Below are 16,553 nucleotides of genomic sequence, written 5' to 3' on the forward strand. Positions count from 1 at the left end.
CAGGAAGAGCATTTATATACTCTACTGTTTTTATATTGGGTTTGAATCCTTGTAAGTGCAAATGATTGGAATGATTACTTCCTATTCCCCTACTTTTTGCAGAACTTGTATGAGGCCATAATTTATTATTGTATTTTTCTGAAATCATATCCTTCCAGCCAAACTTATGGAGCGCATTTGTTAATGCTTGTTCTCTTTGTTCATCAAAATTATTAGACCCAACATCGGTCTGACTCCCTGACTTGTCAGTCCGCAAATAACGTAAGTCACCATTTTTTCCATTTTTATGCGATACACTTGGTGCTGGTGAGCGACCATCACTATAACTAAATTGATTTATAGTTATATCTGAAAATGCGACTGTTCCAACCGCTCCAATCAATGCCGCCAAAGCATTAGAAGAAATAAAACTTTTATTCTCAGATCCAGACTTTACTGCAAATGCAGCAGATTCTCCTTTTGTGTTTGTAAAAGATATTCTTCCACTTAGTCCGATTAAGTCTTTTTTATTATACTCAAAAGCACCAACAAGGACATTTGATTTCCCATCAGAGAGATAAAAACTGTGAGTTTTTCCATCTGTCTTTTGTCGAATAATCTCTCCGCTGACTTCATTTATGATAAAATTATCAAGACCATCTGGATCTATATATTTAATAGGGTTATTATTTGCTTGACAATATGTGGAGATTTCAGGGTGTTTGCACTCTAAAGGGTCCACACTCATCCATAAACTCAACCTCGGTTCATAGTACCTTGCGCCATAGTAGTACATACCCGTTTCCTCGTCCAGCTCCTTTGCGTTGAAGAGGTAAGGCGTATTCCATGTGTTGTTGCGCTCTTCTATGAACACCTCACCGAACGGCACATACTCGATGTGCTGCGCCACTTCGCCATCAAGGTTGGTGATGTAACTACTGCTGCCCAAGTGGTCAGGGTGGTAGTAGAACTGCATCTTCTCGTTGCCATCTTTGGGCTTATCTCTTGTACTCACAGAAAGAAACTGCATTATCGTCTTTGCATTTAATTCAGTCATAGCGTACAATTGTTTATGGTTATCAACAAATTAACGTTGTTCTTTCCTGTTTATTGCCCTCACCTTTTTTAATGTAGGTGTGTTAAATGTAAAATCTCAATCAGGAGTATTCCATTCATGTTTTTACTTACGATGGAATTATGACTATTCATTTGTTGAATAGTTTGTAGTAATTTTTTCTTACAATTTATTCGTATCGAATGACTTTTGTAAACTGTTGGTATTCAGCTTGATAGATTCTGAACTGCGATAGGTCGTCTTTTGTGTGGCAATAGTTGACCTTTTGCACTTCGATAGTTGGCCTATCGCATGATGAAAGCTCCGCTGTTGCGATGGGATTGTGAATTTAATTTACAATCATCGGTCAGCGGAATTGATTGAGCAGACATATAATCTTCTCAATTTCTTCATTCTCAAGTGCCTGATTGCACGGAATTGACAGTTCTTGCTCGTGTATTTGTTCAGTGACGGGCAGCGAACGGTCGTTCCATTCTTTGTAGGCTTGTTGCTTGTGGGGAGGGATGGGGTAGTGAATCATGGTTTGCACTCCATTTGCGTTCAGGTATTGTTGCAGCTTTTCGCGCTCTTGACAGAGAACGGGGAAGATATGATACACATTGTCGCGGTCGGGGGTATGGGGAATGGTGATGCGGTGGTTTGCCGTCTTTGCCTGATAGATATGCGCAATCTCCTTTCTTCTTGAATTGTCGGCATCGAGATAGGAGAGTTTCACGTTGAGTACGGCGGCCTGAATTTCGTCCATTCGGCTGTTTCTGCCCTTGTAGCTGAACTCGTATTTGCGCGCAGAGCCGTAGTTGGCCAGAGAGTGAATGACTTTTGCCAAGGTGCTGTCGTTGGTTGTCACGGCGCCGGCATCGCCCAATGCACCGAGATTTTTCCCCGGATAGAAGCTGTGGGCTGCGACATCGCCCAGACTTCCCGTGCGGTGGTTGCCGAATTTGCACCCGTGAGCTTGGGCATTGTCTTCGATAAGTTTCAGGTTGTGCTGCTGGCAGATAGCTCCGATGTGCTCGGTGTAGGCGCACCGGCCGTAGAGGTGGACGAGCATGATGGCGCCTGTGCGTGGCGTGATGGCGGTTTCGATGAGTCTGTCGTCAATTTCCAGCGTCCTGATGTCGGGTTCCACAAGTACGGGGGTGAGGTTGTTCTCGGTAATGGCGAGGATGGTGGCGATGTAGGTGTTGGCTGGCACTATGATTTCGTCGCCGTCTTTCAGCTTACCCAGTTCCTTGTAGGCTCGAATGATGAGGCTGAGCGCATCCAGCCCGTTGCCGCACGTTACGCAGTATCGTGTTCCGATGTAGTTTGAGTAGTTTCTCTCAAACTGTCTGATGGATTCTCCTTGCAGAAACCATCCTGAATTGATAACCTGCTGCATGGCTGAGGAAATCTCATCGGCATGCATTTCCGTTATTTTCTTGAGTGATAGGTATTCGATCATGATGTTGTAAGTGAACGACTGGCTGTTTGAAACAATTTAAGCGGCAAGCTCTTCTTCGTGCCTTCTCAATTTTTATTTTATGGTAGCGTGCAGGCTCTTTTTCTGTCATGTCTCCCATTCATAGGCATCGTAGCACAGTCCGCGTCCGCCGAAGCCTTCTTTTTGAAAGATGAGTGGCTCGTTGAGGTCGTGCCCTTCGTTTTCCGTACTCTTGCCGAAGTCGAAAAAACACTTTCTGTCTGCATACACTTCATTTAATAGATGGTCGAAGAGTAGGTCGAGGGCGCCGTTGGCCTTGCCTTCGGGCGATGCCGATATGTATTGGGTGTGGATAACACACGGGGTTTCGTAGATAATGGTTCCCCCAATGGGGCTGTTTGCGGAGTTGAAAGCCATGAAAAGCCTTATCTCTTTTGGGAAACGGGTCTTCAGCAGTTCCAGTTCGGCGAGGGTATGCACGGGTGCAACGTTGTATTTGCGATGAAGATTATTGTCGAGGATTGTCCAGAACTCGGCAAGCGCGTTGCTCTCCCTTACCGAGATGTTGTTTTTTTGCGCCTTTCTTATTCCACTTTTTCTACTCTCTGTGAACTTCAGGCGGTGGTCTAATAGTATGGTGGATGAGACTTCGCGTCTGGTTATTGCCGCATGGCAGACGTTTGTGAGCGCATACAGGTCTTCTTCGGCTGGTAACCGATGGTAGATGTGTGGGATTGCCTTGTAGAAACAGCGTTTAATGCCGTTTTCCGACAGATAGGAGTTGAGTTGTTTGAATGCCTCGCAGATGTCGGCGGTGGTTGCTCTTTGAGTCGTTAGCAGTCCGCCGTAGGTCAGTCCCTGATGCGAAAACAACACGTCGTCAACCTGATTGGCTGGAAGCAGTGCGTAGATCTGTTGTTTGCGGTAAAGAATGAGCGAATGGTCTGTGAAGCGGTCGGCATGATAGTCCATGTAGTTGCGGTCGAAAAGGAATGTTCCTTGTTTCGACTGCTTCATGAATGCGTTCCATTCGTTGGCTTGTTCCGGCCTGTATCTTCTTATTTCAAACATTCGATATTGGGATTTACACTGCACAAAAGTTCTATAAAGGCTTTGCGGTTCTGTGGGGAAATCAGTATGTAGTCGCCTTGTCCGAAGTCGATGCGTAATCTTTTTAACGACATTGCGGGCGAGCTGATCGGGTCATTCGATTCGGCTATTCTGCTAATCTGTTGAATGTCAATGTCCTTTTTGATGATAATTCCTGCCCTTATCTTCAGATGTTGGTTCTCGATGGTGTAATAACAGGGAAGGGTCACGGCATATATGGCAATAATAAATGCGAAAGGCAGAAGCAAGAACCAGCTGAAGTCGATAATCAATTCATATCCGATGAATAATACCGGCAATGCTATTACCACTATGAGCCATGCATCTACTTTTGTGTGAAAGCTTCGTTTCATTTGTTCTCTGTCGCCATATAGTTCAGATAGTCGTCATAGTCGCGGATGTAATCTTCTTCGTCGAACGGGTCTTCGGCAAGCACGAGACACACCGCACCTGACGAGAAGTCTTCGAGCTTGCGCCAAATGTCGGTATTCACCAACAGCCCTTGATAGGGATGGTTGAGCAGAAAGGAGTGCCGTAGTTTGCCGTCGGTCAGCGTAACGGAGAACGAACCGCTGACGGCTATGATGAACTCGCGGCAATGTTTGTGAGCATGTCCGCCCCGACTTTCACCTCCAGGAATGTCGTACACCCAATAGACGCGCGAAACGTTGAAGGGAATGTCCTTCATCTGTTCGGCTACGGTGAGGTTTCCACGTTGGTCGAGTATTTTTGGCAGGTCGATAATCTTGCCGATGGTGGGGTCGTCTTGCATCTTGGCTTAGGAGTTAAATAAACATTGGAAGGTCAATGAGATTTGACCGATGTTTTTTCGGACTGTAAGTGGTTTGCGGAGTTGGAGAAGTCAGCGTCTGTAATTTCCCCAACTCCGCAACACTCTCAGATCCTTTTATCTGTTCCCGTACATCATGTCGTAATACTTCTGGTAGTCGCCACTTGTTACCTCTGCTATCCATTGTTGGTTTTCGAGGTTCCACTTAATGGTTTTTACAATGCCATCGGCGAACATCGTCTCAGGATACCAGCCCAATTCATTTTTAATCTTGGTAGGATCAATGGCATAGCGGGCATCGTGTCCGAGTCGGTCTGCAACATGGGTGATGAGATCGTTGTTGATCCAGCTGATGTCGATGTCGCCATTGGCGTCCTTTTCCTGCTTTTTCAGCACCTTGCGCAGCTCTTTGTCCTTTTCCATCATGTCGTGAATTGTCTGGATGGTGAGTTTCACGATGTCGATGTTCTTCATTTCGTTGTGTCCTCCAACGTTGTAGATTTCACCTTCGCGACCTTCTCGCACCACCATGTCAATGGCTTTGCAATGGTCTTCCACATAGAGCCAGTCGCGAACATTAAGTCCCTCACCATAGACTGGTAGCTTCTTGCCCGACAAAATGTTGTTGATAATCAGCGGTATGAGCTTCTCAGGGAAGTGGTAAGGACCGTAGTTGTTGGAACAACGGGTGATGCTGACCGGCATGTGGTAGGTGTCCCGATACGCCATGACGAACATATCGGCACTTGTTTTGCTTGCCGAGTAAGGACTGTGTGGGCAGAGCGGAGTCAGTTCCGTGAAGTAACCATCAGCTCCGAGCGAACCATACACCTCGTCAGTTGATACCTGATGGTAGCGTTTGCCTTTCTTCCACGTAGGGTAACCTTGTTCGTCCTTGCCCGTAGTCCAAGCACGGCGGGCAGCATCCATGAGGTTCTGCGTGCCGAGAATGTTTACATTGAGGAAGAGTTGTGGATCCTCTATCGAACGATCGACATGGCTTTCGGCAGCGAAATTCACAAGAAAGTCGATGTCGTTCTCCCTGAAAAGGCGGTCGGCCAATTCACGATCGCGGATATCTCCCTTAACAAAAACACACCGTTTGTTGTCGATGTCGTCCTTGATGGTTCCGAGATTGCCGGCATAGGTCAGTGCGTCGAGTACGATTACCTTAATGTCTTCGTTCACATACTTCTTGTGAAGCAGATACTTGATGTAGTTTGCGCCAATAAAACCGGCTGCACCGGTTACTAAGTAAGTTTTCATATCTTTGTTGTTTGTTTATTTTATTTTAAGCCGTTTCTCTCTTCATATCGGTTGAACAGCGCCATAACGGTTCCGATTATCACAGCCGCGATAATCTCTTCAAGCAACTCGTAGTGATCTTCTGAGTCGAAAAGCAGATGAAATGTTCCTCTCACAACGAACACTACAACCGCATATCCCACAGCGTTAGTGAGAAACTTTCTTCTTTTCATCATAGGATTATGTTGTTTTTGTAGGTCCATTCAAAGTTATAACTTCACAATCGGTCATTTTATTGCCCTCGATGGTCAGTCTTATCAGCGTCCGCTCCTTGTGCCAACCCTGAAGCCCCGCCGCACCGGGATTGATATGCAGCAGGTTAAGGGTCTTGTCAAACTTCACCTTTAGTATGTGGGAGTGCCCCGCAACAAAGAGATTGGGCGGCGAGGCGAAAAGCATGCCTTGCACCGAGCGGTCGTAATTGCCCGGATAGCCGCCGATATGTTTCAGCAGTACGTCCACCTCCTCACACTTAAACCTTAGCACCTCTCTGTATCGAGCGCGTAGGTCGTAGCCGTCGCAGTTACCATAGACGGCACGGAACATCGGCTTCATGGCCTCAAAGCGATCGGCAACTTCTAACGAACCGATGTCGCCCGCATGCCATATTTCGTCGCATTGTCCGAAATAATATTCGTATTTGTCGTCCCAATGGGCATGAGTGTCGGATATAATGCCTATTTTCTTCATATCGTAGCCTTGATGAACTCTGCAATAAAGTCTTTCGTTCTTTCTATTCCGAGTATGCTTGCATCCACGCAAAGATCATAGTTGCGTGCCTCGCCCCACGTCTTTCCTGTATAATAATTGTAGTATTTGGCACGTTCGCTCTCACCGTTTTCAATCATTTTACGCGCTTCCTCCGCTGTGCAGTCTCTGCGTTCGCAAACGTTCTTCACTCGAAAGTCCATGCTTGCGGTGATGAAAATGTTTATCGTGTCCTTGTTATCGCGCAAAATATAGTCAGCCGTTCTCCCCACAAACACACAGCGTGGATGTTGTTCGGCAGCTGCTCGTATGGCATCGCTTTGGAACTGATAGAGTTTTTCCTCAGAGAAGCCGCCGGCATAGTAACCGTTGCTGCCCAAGAGTGGGAGTTGAACGTGGAAGTGAGTTTTCAAGAATCCTTTCTGTTCGTCGTTCTGTTCAAAGAACTTCTCCGAGAATCCGCTTTCTTTTGCTGCAAGATTCAGTATCTCACGGTCGTAGAAATGGCAGTTGAACTCTTCTGCAAGTTTTTGAGCAATGATACGTCCGCCACTTCCAAGTTGTCTTCCTACATTGATGATCAATCTGTTTTCCATACGGTTTATTTTAGGCAATGAATGTTCAGCTATTCATTTGTTTTTTCATTTTCTTCATATAAGCAACCATGATAGCAGAAGCCACGATAGCAGCAGCCAAATCGCTCATGGGTAGTGATGCCCACACTCCTTCTATGTTATAGAAGTGGGGGAGGACGGCGAGCAACGGAAGTAGGAACAGCAACTGACGTGAGAGCGATAGGAAGATGCTGATCTTCACTTTTCCGATGCACTGAAAAAAGTTGGTTATCACCATCTGACCGCCAATAATGGGAAACATGAGCATCATAACTTGGATGGCATCGATTGCCTGACGGATGAGTTCGGGATCGGTGGTGAACATACGTGCACAATAATAAGGTGCAAACATAGCCACGAGCCATCCTGAAGTCATCATTACCGTAGCACTGATGATGGCAAGTTTGACGACACTCATCAGACGGTCAAACTGCTGCGAGCCGTAATTATAGCCGGCAATGGGCTGCATTCCCTGATTAAGTCCCATAGAAAACAACACGAAAACCATTGCGATGCTATTGGCTATTCCGTAAGCTCCCACTGCCATGTCGCCACCATAGCGCACCAATTGATTGTTCATGAATATCACAATGATGCAAGCGCACGCATTCATCAGAAACGGAGAGATGCCAATGGAGATGATATTCTGCACCAATTCTGCCCGGAGCTTATAGATTCCACGTTTCAGGTGGAGCAATTCCTTCTGATTGGCAAAGATACTCATCTGCCAGCAGAGAGCCAACAACTGCGAAATCATGGTTGCCAATGCTGCACCTTTGATACCCCAGTGCCACCACAGGATAAATACGGCATCCAAGACAACGTTCATCACGACGGTGAAGAGCGTAGCCGCCATAGCCTTCTTTGGTTTGGAGGCTGCTCTGAGAACGGCATTCATGCCAAAATACATGTGTGAGATGACGTTGCCTGCCAAAATGATTGTCATAAAGTCGTGGGCATAAGGGAGGGTGTCGTCGCTTGCACCAAAAAAGCGCAATATCGGATCGAGGAACATCAGGCTGAACAATCCGAAACCTATGCCGATAATCAGATTGAGCGTGATAGTGTTGCCGAGTATGTTTTCGGCCGCATCGTAATCGCGTTGCCCCAATCTCACGCTGATGGTGGTTGAGGCTCCCACGCCTACCGCAGCACCAAAGGCAGCGGCAAGGTTCATAAACGGAAAGGTGATGGCAAGTCCAGAAATGGCAAGCGGCCCTACCACCTGACCGATAAAAACTCGGTCGATAATGTTATAGAGTGATGCTGCCGTCATGGCTATAATGGCGGGTAGTGCATACCGTGCCAGAAGTTTCCCTACTGGCTCGGTCCCTAATTCCAGTGTCGCTTTTTTGTTGTCCATCAATTCTTTCCCATTGTAGTTGCAAATGTACTAAAAAAAACTGACACGTTTGTTTAATTTTCGCATTTATTCCTGTTCGACGATAAATTGCTTCTCATGTTCATCTCACTTATAATCGTGAGGAGGTTTGGTAAGCATGCATCTCGCAGTTGCCATCGCTTCCAATTTGTTGTGAGATACTTAGATTAACAATGAGTGGTCAGGATTGTAAAATAATTTCAGAATGTGGGTGCTGAAAGCTAAGTTCTTGCATTACAATAGCTTATCCTTTATGATATGAAAGGTGAGCTATTGTCATATAAAAGGTCATCTTTGCAATGTGAATTGTAATAGCCGTGAATTTAAAGGCTTATGAAGAGAAGGAAAATAACAGTTTTGTCAAGATTATTTACCATCCCCTTTTAATAAAAAAGATGATTTTATTCTTTGAAACAGCCATAGCTTCCACATCTTTTTATTACCTTTGCAAATATGATAAGGTGTGTAAAACTGTATGATTATCTCATACAGCACCTTTGGTTTATCAACCCCACCTAAAAGGTGGGTGGCAGATTGAAAGGTTGTGCTTTATCCAGAACATTGAAAAGAAATGAACAAGACACTTTCACTGTTTGAGCTGAACACGGTTGTTGCCGAACTGATACAGACTGCCATGCCGCAATCCTATTGGGTTGAGGCAGAAGTGTCGGAGGCAAGAGAGAGTAGGGGTCATCTCTATCTGGAGCTGATTCAGAAAGAGGAGGGAACCAACACACCCATAGCAAGGGCTTCTGCCAAGTGCTGGAGAAGTACATGGAGCCTGATTGCTCCCTATTTCATGCGAGTGACGGGAACCCAGGTGCGCGCTGGTTTGCAACTCATGGTTCAGGTTCATGCCCAGTTCCATCCGCAGTATGGATTCTCGTGGATAGTGGATGATATCAATCCCGAATTTACCATGGGCGACATGGCACGAAAGCGTCAGGAAATCATACGGCAGTTGAAAGCTGAAGGGGTGTTCGATTTGCAAAAGGAGCTGAAAATTCCCATGTTTGCTCAGCATATAGCCGTCATCTCATCAGCGTCGGCTGCTGGTTATGGCGATTTTTGCAATCAGTTGGCCGACAATGAGCATGGCTTCGTTTTCACAACCGAACTGTTTGAAGCAACGATGCAGGGCGAACAGGTAGAGAGGAGCATCATTCAGGCCCTGAATGCTATCAACGGGCGTGAAGAGGAGTTCGATTGTGTCGTGATTATCCGTGGAGGAGGTGCTACGGCCGACCTTAGTGGGTTCGACACCTTGGCACTGGCCGAGAATGTAGCCAACTTTCCGTTGCCAATCATCACTGGAATAGGACATGAACGCGATGAGAGTGTCTTAGATATGGTGTCGAACAGGCGGGTGAAAACACCCACTGCGGTCGCGGCTTTTCTGATTGACAATCTTCTTAGTGTGCTTTCGCTCATAGAAGAAGCGCAGACGGTGGTCCATCGGACTGTGAAAAACCGCATTCTGATGGAGGATATGCGAATCCAAAGACTTTCCTCTCAAATACCAGTTTTGTTCTCAATGGTGAAAACCCGTCACGAAGCGATGCTTGAGTCGCTCCTTGCGAGTTTGGAAAAGGGCATGATGGGGCTTCTTGCAGACTGTAATCTGAGGTTGGAAGTACTGAACGGTAAAATCGTTCCATCTGTCGAATGGAGGCTATTGCAGGAAAAGCACCGGTTGGAAATGCTTGCTCAGCGGGCCGAGGGACTGAATCCAGGCAGAATGTTGAAGCTTGGTTATAGCATTACTTATCACAAAGGGCATGTGTTGCGCAATGCCGCTTCGGTGAAAGGTGGAGAAGAGTTGACTACTTTGTTGGAGAATGGCGAGATTAAGTCAGTTGTCAAATGATGGATGGGCAAAATCGACACGATTAATAAACATAAAACATAGAAGATTATGAAGAATATAAAATACGAAGAGGCCGTAAAGCAATTGGAGACAATTGTTGATAAAATGGAAAATGGTGATTTAGACATCGACTCTATGACAGAGGAACTCAAGAAAGCGAAGACGCTCATCAAGTTGTGTAAGAACAAACTTAAGCACACTGACGAGGAAATCAGGAAGCTACTCGAAACCGAATAGTAGGCTGTCATGATTCGGTGAATTGTATTTAAATTCTATATTTTTATTTTTTCATCAGAATTTGTTGTGATTTAGTATTTATATTTGTATATTTGCAAATAATCGATATTTAACAATAAACAAGAAATATATTATGAAAAATTTGGATTGGGCTAACTTGTCTTTTGGTTACATGCCTACAGACTACAATGTGCGCTGTTACTATCGTGATGGCAAGTGGGGAGAAGTCGAAGTGTGTTCCGACGAATATCTCAAACTGCACATGGCTGCAACTTGCCTACACTATGGACAAGAGGCTTTCGAGGGGTTAAAAGCCTACCGCTGTCCAGATGGAAAGGTGCGTTTGTTCCGTGTCGAGGAGAACGCTGCACGTTTGCAACGGACGAGTCGGGGTATTGTAATGCCTGAAGTTCCGACTGAACTTTTTGTTGAGATGGCAAAGAAAGTGGTACGCCTGAATCAGGAGTATATCCCAACCTACGAGAGTGGTGCGACACTCTATCTACGCCCATTGCTCATTGGAACATCAGCACAGGTAGGTGTTCACCCCGCTAAGGAATATATTTTCCTGATTTTTGTCACCCCAGTAGGACCGTACTTCAAAGGTGGTTTCTCAACCAATCCTTATGTTATCATGCGCGATTTCGACCGTGCCGCTCCTTTGGGAACAGGTACTTTCAAAGTGGGTGGCAACTATGCAGCATCGCTACGCGCCAACCAGTTGGCACATGAGAAGGGATATGCCTCTGAGTTTTATCTCGACTCAAAGGAAAAGAAATATGTTGACGAGTGTGGAGCAGCCAATTTCTTCGGTATAAAGAACAAAACCTATGTAACGCCGTTGTCGAGCTCTATCCTTCCGTCAATCACCAACAAGAGCCTGATGCAAATCGCTGAGGACTTGGGTATGAAGGTGGAGCGTCGCCCGATACCCGAAGAGGAATTGGACACATTCGAGGAAGCGGGAGCTTGTGGTACTGCAGCCGTTATTTCTCCAATCTCACGCCTCGACGATATGGAGACTGGTAAGACTTATAACTTCGGTGAAAAGCCAGGACTATGGTCAACCAAACTTTATGAAACTCTACGTGGCATACAGTACGGAACCATCGATGATAAGCACGGTTGGACCACAGTTGTGATTGAGTAAAATATCTCGACAAAACAATAAATTCGCAGCTCGTTAGTCAGTTTCCGGTCATAGGAGATGGCTAAGAACTGCGAATTTTCTTATTCTGTCTCTTGTTCCAAGTTACATCTTAAGGTGAAAGGTAAACCATCGACGAAGCATTTTTCGAGTAGCGGTGGGCCGAATTTCGATTTATTTGTCTTAACTTTGCAAACATGAGTAAAGGTAAATTACAGAAATTTGCAGAGATGGAGAAGTTCAGCAATGTCTTTCAATATCCATATAGCGTTATCAGCCAAGTGCCTTTTGAGATGAAAGCCCATTGGAGAGAGCAGTATTTTCATAACGATAATCCTATTATCCTTGAACTGGGGTGTGGGAAAGGAGAATATACAGTGGGCTTGGCAAAGGCTTATCCTAATATCAATTTCATAGGGGTTGATATAAAAGGAGCACGCATCTATACGGGCGCAAAGCAGGCTTTGGAGGAGAAACTGCCAAATGTGGCCTTCCTGAGAACGAGTATCGAGGTGATTGATCGTTTTTTTTCCGAAAACGAAGTGCAGGAGATATGGCTGACGTTTTCTGATCCACAGATGAAAAATGTTCATAAACGACTCACATCTACATTCTTCTTGAACCGTTATCGTAAATTTTTAGTGAATAATGGTATCGTTCATCTGAAGACTGACTCTAATTTCCTGTTTACCTATACTACTTTCATGGTAGAGAAAAACAATCTGCCCGTGCTTTATCGTACTGAAGACTTGTATGGCAATGAGCTTTCAGTTGATGGTGGGAAACAAGAGGCGATGGTAGATGAAGAGACCCGTGAGATTTTGGGTATTCATACTTATTATGAGAACCAATGGATTGAGCGTGGCTTGAATATCAAGTATATGAAATTCAATCTTCCTACCACAGGAACATTGGTGGAACCCGATGTCGAAATAGAACTGGACGATTATCGATCTTATAGACGCACCAAGCGTAGTGGACTTTCAACAAGCAAATAATGACATCTGATTCACCACTGATTCTATGGAGAAAAGGGTAGGAGCGTCTCGCTTTCTACCATTACTAATCGGATAATGGTAATGATGTTGAGCCCTTAGAAATACTCACTAATGAGAAACTTTGCGGCAATAGATTTTGAAACAGCTAATTTCGAGCGATGCAGTGTTTGTTCGGTGGGAGTTGTAATTGTCAGGAACGGAGAGATTGACGATACATTCTATTCGCTCATTCATCCTGAACCCAATTATTTCAACCGAATATGTACCAACGTACATGGTCTGACACGACAAGACACAGAGGATGCCCCAGTTTTCAATGAGGTGTGGACACAGGTGGAACCACTTGTTGCTGGTCTGCCACTCGTGGCCCATAACAGTTCGTTTGATGAGGGCTGCCTTCGTGCCGCTTTCCGAACATACCAAATGGACTACCCTGACTATCTTTTCTTCGATACCCTTAAAGCCGCCAGGTATGTTTTTCCCCATCTCCCTAATTATCAGCTCTATACTGTTGCGGCGGCATGTGGCTATAATCTTACTAACCATCACTATGCTTTAGCTGACGCAGAGGCCTGCGCATGGATTGCTATGAAAATCCTTTGATTCTATTTTTCCAATCCTAGGCTTTTTATATTTATTCCCAATCATAGGTTTAAATCTATTATTTTCAATTGGTAATTTTTATATTTATTCCCAATTCCCTGACTTTTTAACTTAATCCACTTCATCGGCCTGAAATCTTACCATTCGGTACTGATAATAATTTTACCCCTTGTTTGTTAAAAGATGTTTTACACCGAACATTCTTTACAAATACTTTCCTTATTTAAGAAAAAATATCTATCTTTGCACTCGCTTTCCAAAAGAAAGTAGGTACTCACCAAAAATACCTTTTGGAGAGATGGTAGAGTGGTCGATTACAACGGTCTTGAAAACCGTCGTACCGAGAGGTACCGGGGGTTCGAATCCCTCTCTCTCCGCATCACACAGCAAGTTAAGTCCCTTAGTTACAACAACTTAGGGACTTTTTATTTATCTATACTAAAAAGTTGCCCCACTTTTTGCCCCAAAGTTGCCCCACTTTTTGCCCCACTTTTTTCTCCGAAAATTTGTTCAATCCTGAAAAACGCTTTTTTATGTAAATATTTTTCAGCATTTGTAATTACCTGTTTTTCAATGAATAACAGAAGTCGCAAAAAGTAGGAATCGAACCTTTTATATCAGATAATATCAAAAGTTTCATTTAGCGGACTTTTCGGCACTTGCAATATCACTTTCCCTTATGGTTCGTTTTTGCCCTAATCAACTCCGAAGCTCGAATGATAGCCTTCTTGTTTAACACCACCCCTCCTTTACTTAGCCCTACTCTTTCCAGTGAACGTTGCTTGATACCAATATCTTCTGCTGTCAGTACATTATAAATTGCAGGTATAGAACCGAAGTAATAGTTCTTCCTCCCTTCCATCAGTTGCACATGTATTACCTTTACCATAGTCCTTTATTATCTTTAATTTACCTCAAAGTTACAAAATAAGCCCTATATACGATATTTTGAGTGATAAATCTTCAAAATATCTATCTTGATTAGTTTTCAACTATTCTACAGTAGACATATCTGGCTTTAATTTTCCTTTGCAAAGGTAAGCAAGGTCGTAAGAACACAAAGTACCGCCATGCTATCTAAGGATATTCTCACGACAGCCTTCCACAAATCAGAGATTTGGGTTTTCCATGAGAATATCCTTAAATTACTTTGCTTATCTTCCTGATGACCTTACTACCTTATTTGCACGTAAAATTTGAAAGCCCGACAGTGATGCTGCAATAGCAGTTGAACGAAAGGGAAAATGAAATATCACATCGACAAGTTTTTAATGCTTGATGATGTTTTACATAAACAAATAATAATCTCATCAATATGGAAAATCTATTTGAGACTTTAGTTGAGAAACTTCGCAAAGGTATTGTTTCTTTCGTGTATCGTAAGAAAGACGGCACAGAACGTCATGCGTGTGGTACGCTATATGGTATAGGACACACCATTAAGGGCAACAGCATTCATCACCATAGCAAATTTACACTTGCTTACTATGATGTAGATTGTAAGGGTTGGAGGTCGTTTCTCATTGACAATCTCATTGAGGTAGGCGAACTTCGTAAAGGGACGATAGCAGAACATCATGATATTTGTCTTGCACTTGTTATTAAGCTTAAAGAGAAGATGAAGAAAGACGGAGTTACGGCTTTCGCTTATCGTAAAGTTGATGGTTCTGTGAGATATGCACACGGCATTCTTTCGGATAATATAGATATTACGGGACAATACTTTGTCTATTATGACATTGATAAGCAAGAGGAACGTAAATTTCGTATTGACGCTTTCATAGGTTTTGGCGAACCATCAAACATTGAGGTAAACAACATCTTCACAAGCAATGAAGAGCCACAAGTGATAAGTGGTAAGTCTTATAATGACTTTAGTCAGCTTGATATTAAGACCATTCTTGCAAAGAAAGGCATAGATATTGAGGACACCGAGAATTTCATGGTCATAGACTTATTGCCCGAACTGAATAAGGAACAGCTAAAAGACCTAATCATAAAGGCAACATCGAGGCTTGCAGAGCTATAAAAGGTAACGGAGGGATTAACCACCCCTCCACAAACTTATATGTTTATGAAACAAGCAAATCCTGAGAAGAGAACGCACCGCTATTGTACTAAATGTAATCATGAAGTGCAGTATGAACGAGTATTAGACTATCCCTTTTATTGTCCGCAGTGTGATGAAAATATGTATAACTTTGAAACGTATAGAAGAAAATGAAGTATCCAAGAGTAGATGTATTCAAGCGCACGAAGTATAGTCCTATTTACCAAGAGATTTATCAAGTAGATACTATGCGCCCTAACCGACCAATACGCAGCAAGGCAAGTATGACTAAGCAACAAGCGAATGCTTATGCAAGACGTGAACTTGCTTTTTTAAAGAAAGAGGGATATGAGAAAGTTGTTTATAATTCTATGATGATAGACTTATCAAAGTTTATCCGTTAGAAGAAAGTCCGTGGTTTGTCACCACGGATTTTTGCTGTGTGCTGCTCCTAATGGTCGCAGCACAGATCTATCATAGCCCTCTTTCATTTTACAAGCCCTTGATTATATATGCAAAACCTCCCTTTTGCCCTATCAAAACACACTATCGCAAGTTTTTCATTCTTGTTTTCCCACATCATTTCTGCATTGTCCCCACAGCTTCGCCAGTGTCCAGTAAAGCATCAGGAACGCACTTATCTCATATACATGAGCGTGCTTATTCATTCTGCTTTACAGAACACAGGCTGCGCTGAAACCCTTAAAACAGACTGTGCTGTTTTAATCCCTTGAAAACCACAGTCGCATGTTCTACGAAGCATTTCGACAGAGGTTTTCATGGGACTCTGGGAGAGCGGTTATGACAGTATCTCATTTTAAAGCCTACGGCTATACAGCCATTCTCTACCCTTTAGTTTAAGATAAGCCCTGTATTCTTTGTTGTCGTTTACACTCCTTGCATACACTTGTCTGGCTTTAATTTTCCTTTGCAAAGGTAAGCAAGGTCGTAAGAACACAAAGTACTGCTACGCTATTTAAGGATATTCTCACGGCAGCCTTCCGCAAATCAGAGATTTGGGTATTCCATGAGAATATCCTTAAATTACTTTGCTTATCTTCCTAATGACCTTGCTACCTCATTTGCACGTAAAATTTGAAAGCCCGACAGTGATGCTGCAAAAAGCAGTTGAACGAAAGGGAAATGTATCATTCAAACAATATGAATATGAAAAAAGAAATAAAAAAAGCAATCTTGGATGTTTTGATGGCTTCCATTGATAAAGGTAACTATGGTATGTTATCAACAAGAGAGGCTTCGTATCAA

The 16,553-nt window shown here is 43.7% G+C and carries 17 protein-coding genes, 1 tRNA gene and 1 pseudogene; 8 read left to right on the forward strand and 11 right to left on the reverse strand.

Going from position 1 to position 16,553, the window contains the following annotated elements; all coding sequences use genetic code 11:
• Window positions 1-634: 634 nt before the first annotated feature.
• The 10 genes and pseudogenes from H515_RS14630 to H515_RS0111055 all read right to left on the reverse strand — a co-directional run.
• Window positions 635-979: pseudogene (locus H515_RS14630) on the reverse strand (RHS repeat domain-containing protein); the annotation flags it as partial.
• Window positions 980-1,400: 421 nt separating this feature from the next.
• Window positions 1,401-2,498: a DegT/DnrJ/EryC1/StrS family aminotransferase gene (locus tag H515_RS0111015; protein ID WP_028901955.1), complete on the reverse strand. Its 1,098-nt coding sequence runs from the start codon at window positions 2,496-2,498 to the stop codon at window positions 1,401-1,403.
• Between the two features lie 105 nt (window positions 2,499-2,603).
• Window positions 2,604-3,548, reverse strand: coding sequence for a GNAT family N-acetyltransferase (locus H515_RS0111020; protein WP_025876653.1), 945 nt, complete (start codon window positions 3,546-3,548; stop codon window positions 2,604-2,606).
• The gene (locus H515_RS13505; RefSeq protein WP_025876652.1) at window positions 3,536-3,940 is read right to left on the reverse strand and encodes a PH domain-containing protein; all 405 of its coding nucleotides are present in this window, start codon (window positions 3,938-3,940) and stop codon (window positions 3,536-3,538) included. Before H515_RS13505 ends, H515_RS0111020 begins: the two co-directional genes overlap by 13 nt.
• Window positions 3,937-4,359: a sugar 3,4-ketoisomerase gene (locus H515_RS0111030; RefSeq protein ID WP_028901956.1), complete on the reverse strand. Its 423-nt coding sequence runs from the start codon at window positions 4,357-4,359 to the stop codon at window positions 3,937-3,939. Before H515_RS0111030 ends, H515_RS13505 begins: the two co-directional genes overlap by 4 nt.
• A gap of 135 nt (window positions 4,360-4,494) precedes the next feature.
• On the reverse strand, window positions 4,495-5,643 hold the full coding sequence (rfbB, locus tag H515_RS0111035; RefSeq protein WP_025876650.1) for a dTDP-glucose 4,6-dehydratase: 1,149 nt from the start codon (window positions 5,641-5,643) through the stop codon (window positions 4,495-4,497).
• Window positions 5,644-5,663: 20 nt separating this feature from the next.
• Window positions 5,664-5,858, reverse strand: a complete 195-nt coding sequence (locus H515_RS0111040; RefSeq protein ID WP_025876648.1) for a hypothetical protein — start codon at window positions 5,856-5,858, stop codon at window positions 5,664-5,666.
• 4 nt (window positions 5,859-5,862) lie between these two features.
• The gene (locus H515_RS0111045; protein WP_025876646.1) at window positions 5,863-6,372 is read right to left on the reverse strand and encodes a metallophosphoesterase family protein; all 510 of its coding nucleotides are present in this window, start codon (window positions 6,370-6,372) and stop codon (window positions 5,863-5,865) included.
• Window positions 6,369-6,986: a cytidylate kinase-like family protein gene (locus tag H515_RS0111050; RefSeq protein ID WP_025876644.1), complete on the reverse strand. Its 618-nt coding sequence runs from the start codon at window positions 6,984-6,986 to the stop codon at window positions 6,369-6,371. Before H515_RS0111050 ends, H515_RS0111045 begins: the two co-directional genes overlap by 4 nt.
• 25 nt (window positions 6,987-7,011) lie before the next feature.
• Window positions 7,012-8,367, reverse strand: a complete 1,356-nt coding sequence (locus tag H515_RS0111055) for an MATE family efflux transporter (RefSeq protein WP_025876642.1) — start codon at window positions 8,365-8,367, stop codon at window positions 7,012-7,014.
• Between the two features lie 589 nt (window positions 8,368-8,956).
• Here H515_RS0111055 and xseA point away from each other — a divergent pair.
• From xseA to H515_RS0111085, 6 genes are all read left to right on the forward strand, one after another.
• The gene (gene xseA, locus H515_RS0111060; RefSeq protein ID WP_028901957.1) at window positions 8,957-10,252 is read left to right on the forward strand and encodes an exodeoxyribonuclease VII large subunit; all 1,296 of its coding nucleotides are present in this window, start codon (window positions 8,957-8,959) and stop codon (window positions 10,250-10,252) included.
• A 48-nt stretch (window positions 10,253-10,300) separates the two neighbouring features.
• Window positions 10,301-10,489, forward strand: coding sequence for an exodeoxyribonuclease VII small subunit (xseB, locus tag H515_RS0111065; RefSeq protein WP_025876640.1), 189 nt, complete (start codon window positions 10,301-10,303; stop codon window positions 10,487-10,489).
• A gap of 133 nt (window positions 10,490-10,622) precedes the next feature.
• Window positions 10,623-11,639, forward strand: a complete 1,017-nt coding sequence (locus H515_RS0111070; protein ID WP_025876638.1) for a branched-chain amino acid aminotransferase — start codon at window positions 10,623-10,625, stop codon at window positions 11,637-11,639.
• Between the two features lie 194 nt (window positions 11,640-11,833).
• Entirely contained in the window at window positions 11,834-12,634 is an 801-nt protein-coding gene (trmB, locus tag H515_RS0111075; RefSeq protein ID WP_025876636.1) for a tRNA (guanosine(46)-N7)-methyltransferase TrmB, read from the forward strand.
• Window positions 12,635-12,745: 111 nt separating this feature from the next.
• Complete coding sequence (locus H515_RS0111080) at window positions 12,746-13,237, forward strand: 3'-5' exonuclease (RefSeq protein ID WP_028901958.1); 492 nt, start codon at window positions 12,746-12,748, stop codon at window positions 13,235-13,237.
• A gap of 292 nt (window positions 13,238-13,529) precedes the next feature.
• Window positions 13,530-13,614, forward strand: a tRNA-Ser gene (locus H515_RS0111085).
• 290 nt (window positions 13,615-13,904) lie between these two features.
• Here H515_RS0111085 and H515_RS0111095 read toward each other — a convergent pair.
• Window positions 13,905-14,126, reverse strand: a complete 222-nt coding sequence (locus H515_RS0111095; RefSeq protein WP_025876634.1) for a hypothetical protein — start codon at window positions 14,124-14,126, stop codon at window positions 13,905-13,907.
• A 426-nt stretch (window positions 14,127-14,552) separates the two neighbouring features.
• On the opposite strand from H515_RS0111095, the gene H515_RS0111100 reads away from it, so the two are divergent.
• Window positions 14,553-15,266, forward strand: coding sequence for an SH3 beta-barrel fold-containing protein (locus tag H515_RS0111100; RefSeq protein WP_025876632.1), 714 nt, complete (start codon window positions 14,553-14,555; stop codon window positions 15,264-15,266).
• A 191-nt stretch (window positions 15,267-15,457) separates the two neighbouring features.
• Window positions 15,458-15,691 carry a hypothetical protein gene (locus H515_RS0111105; RefSeq protein ID WP_025876630.1) on the forward strand — a complete coding sequence of 78 codons (234 nt, stop codon included), beginning with the start codon at window positions 15,458-15,460 and terminating at the stop codon, window positions 15,689-15,691.
• The last annotated feature ends 862 nt before the right edge of the window (window positions 15,692-16,553 follow it).

The sequence above is a fragment of the Prevotella corporis DSM 18810 = JCM 8529 genome (assembly GCF_000430525.1).
Classification (GTDB): Bacteria; Bacteroidota; Bacteroidia; order Bacteroidales; family Bacteroidaceae; genus Prevotella; species Prevotella corporis.

What these genes read in the sequence shown, in the direction of transcription:
- H515_RS0111015 (WP_028901955.1), bottom strand. Translation starts at nt 2,498, where the DNA reads ATGATCGAATACCTATCACTCAAGAAAATAACGGAAATGCATGCCGAT.
- H515_RS0111020 (WP_025876653.1), bottom strand. Translation starts at nt 3,548, where the DNA reads ATGTTTGAAATAAGAAGATACAGGCCGGAACAAGCCAACGAATGGAAC.
- H515_RS13505 (WP_025876652.1), bottom strand. Translation starts at nt 3,940, where the DNA reads ATGAAACGAAGCTTTCACACAAAAGTAGATGCATGGCTCATAGTGGTA.
- H515_RS0111030 (WP_028901956.1), bottom strand. Translation starts at nt 4,359, where the DNA reads ATGCAAGACGACCCCACCATCGGCAAGATTATCGACCTGCCAAAAATA.
- rfbB (WP_025876650.1), bottom strand. Translation starts at nt 5,643, where the DNA reads ATGAAAACTTACTTAGTAACCGGTGCAGCCGGTTTTATTGGCGCAAAC.
- H515_RS0111040 (WP_025876648.1), bottom strand. Translation starts at nt 5,858, where the DNA reads ATGATGAAAAGAAGAAAGTTTCTCACTAACGCTGTGGGATATGCGGTT.
- H515_RS0111045 (WP_025876646.1), bottom strand. Translation starts at nt 6,372, where the DNA reads ATGAAGAAAATAGGCATTATATCCGACACTCATGCCCATTGGGACGAC.
- H515_RS0111050 (WP_025876644.1), bottom strand. Translation starts at nt 6,986, where the DNA reads ATGGAAAACAGATTGATCATCAATGTAGGAAGACAACTTGGAAGTGGC.
- H515_RS0111055 (WP_025876642.1), bottom strand. Translation starts at nt 8,367, where the DNA reads ATGGACAACAAAAAAGCGACACTGGAATTAGGGACCGAGCCAGTAGGG.
- xseA (WP_028901957.1), top strand. Translation starts at nt 8,957, where the DNA reads ATGAACAAGACACTTTCACTGTTTGAGCTGAACACGGTTGTTGCCGAA.
- xseB (WP_025876640.1), top strand. Translation starts at nt 10,301, where the DNA reads ATGAAGAATATAAAATACGAAGAGGCCGTAAAGCAATTGGAGACAATT.
- H515_RS0111070 (WP_025876638.1), top strand. Translation starts at nt 10,623, where the DNA reads ATGAAAAATTTGGATTGGGCTAACTTGTCTTTTGGTTACATGCCTACA.
- trmB (WP_025876636.1), top strand. Translation starts at nt 11,834, where the DNA reads ATGAGTAAAGGTAAATTACAGAAATTTGCAGAGATGGAGAAGTTCAGC.
- H515_RS0111080 (WP_028901958.1), top strand. Translation starts at nt 12,746, where the DNA reads ATGAGAAACTTTGCGGCAATAGATTTTGAAACAGCTAATTTCGAGCGA.
- H515_RS0111095 (WP_025876634.1), bottom strand. Translation starts at nt 14,126, where the DNA reads ATGGTAAAGGTAATACATGTGCAACTGATGGAAGGGAGGAAGAACTAT.
- H515_RS0111100 (WP_025876632.1), top strand. Translation starts at nt 14,553, where the DNA reads ATGGAAAATCTATTTGAGACTTTAGTTGAGAAACTTCGCAAAGGTATT.
- H515_RS0111105 (WP_025876630.1), top strand. Translation starts at nt 15,458, where the DNA reads ATGAAGTATCCAAGAGTAGATGTATTCAAGCGCACGAAGTATAGTCCT.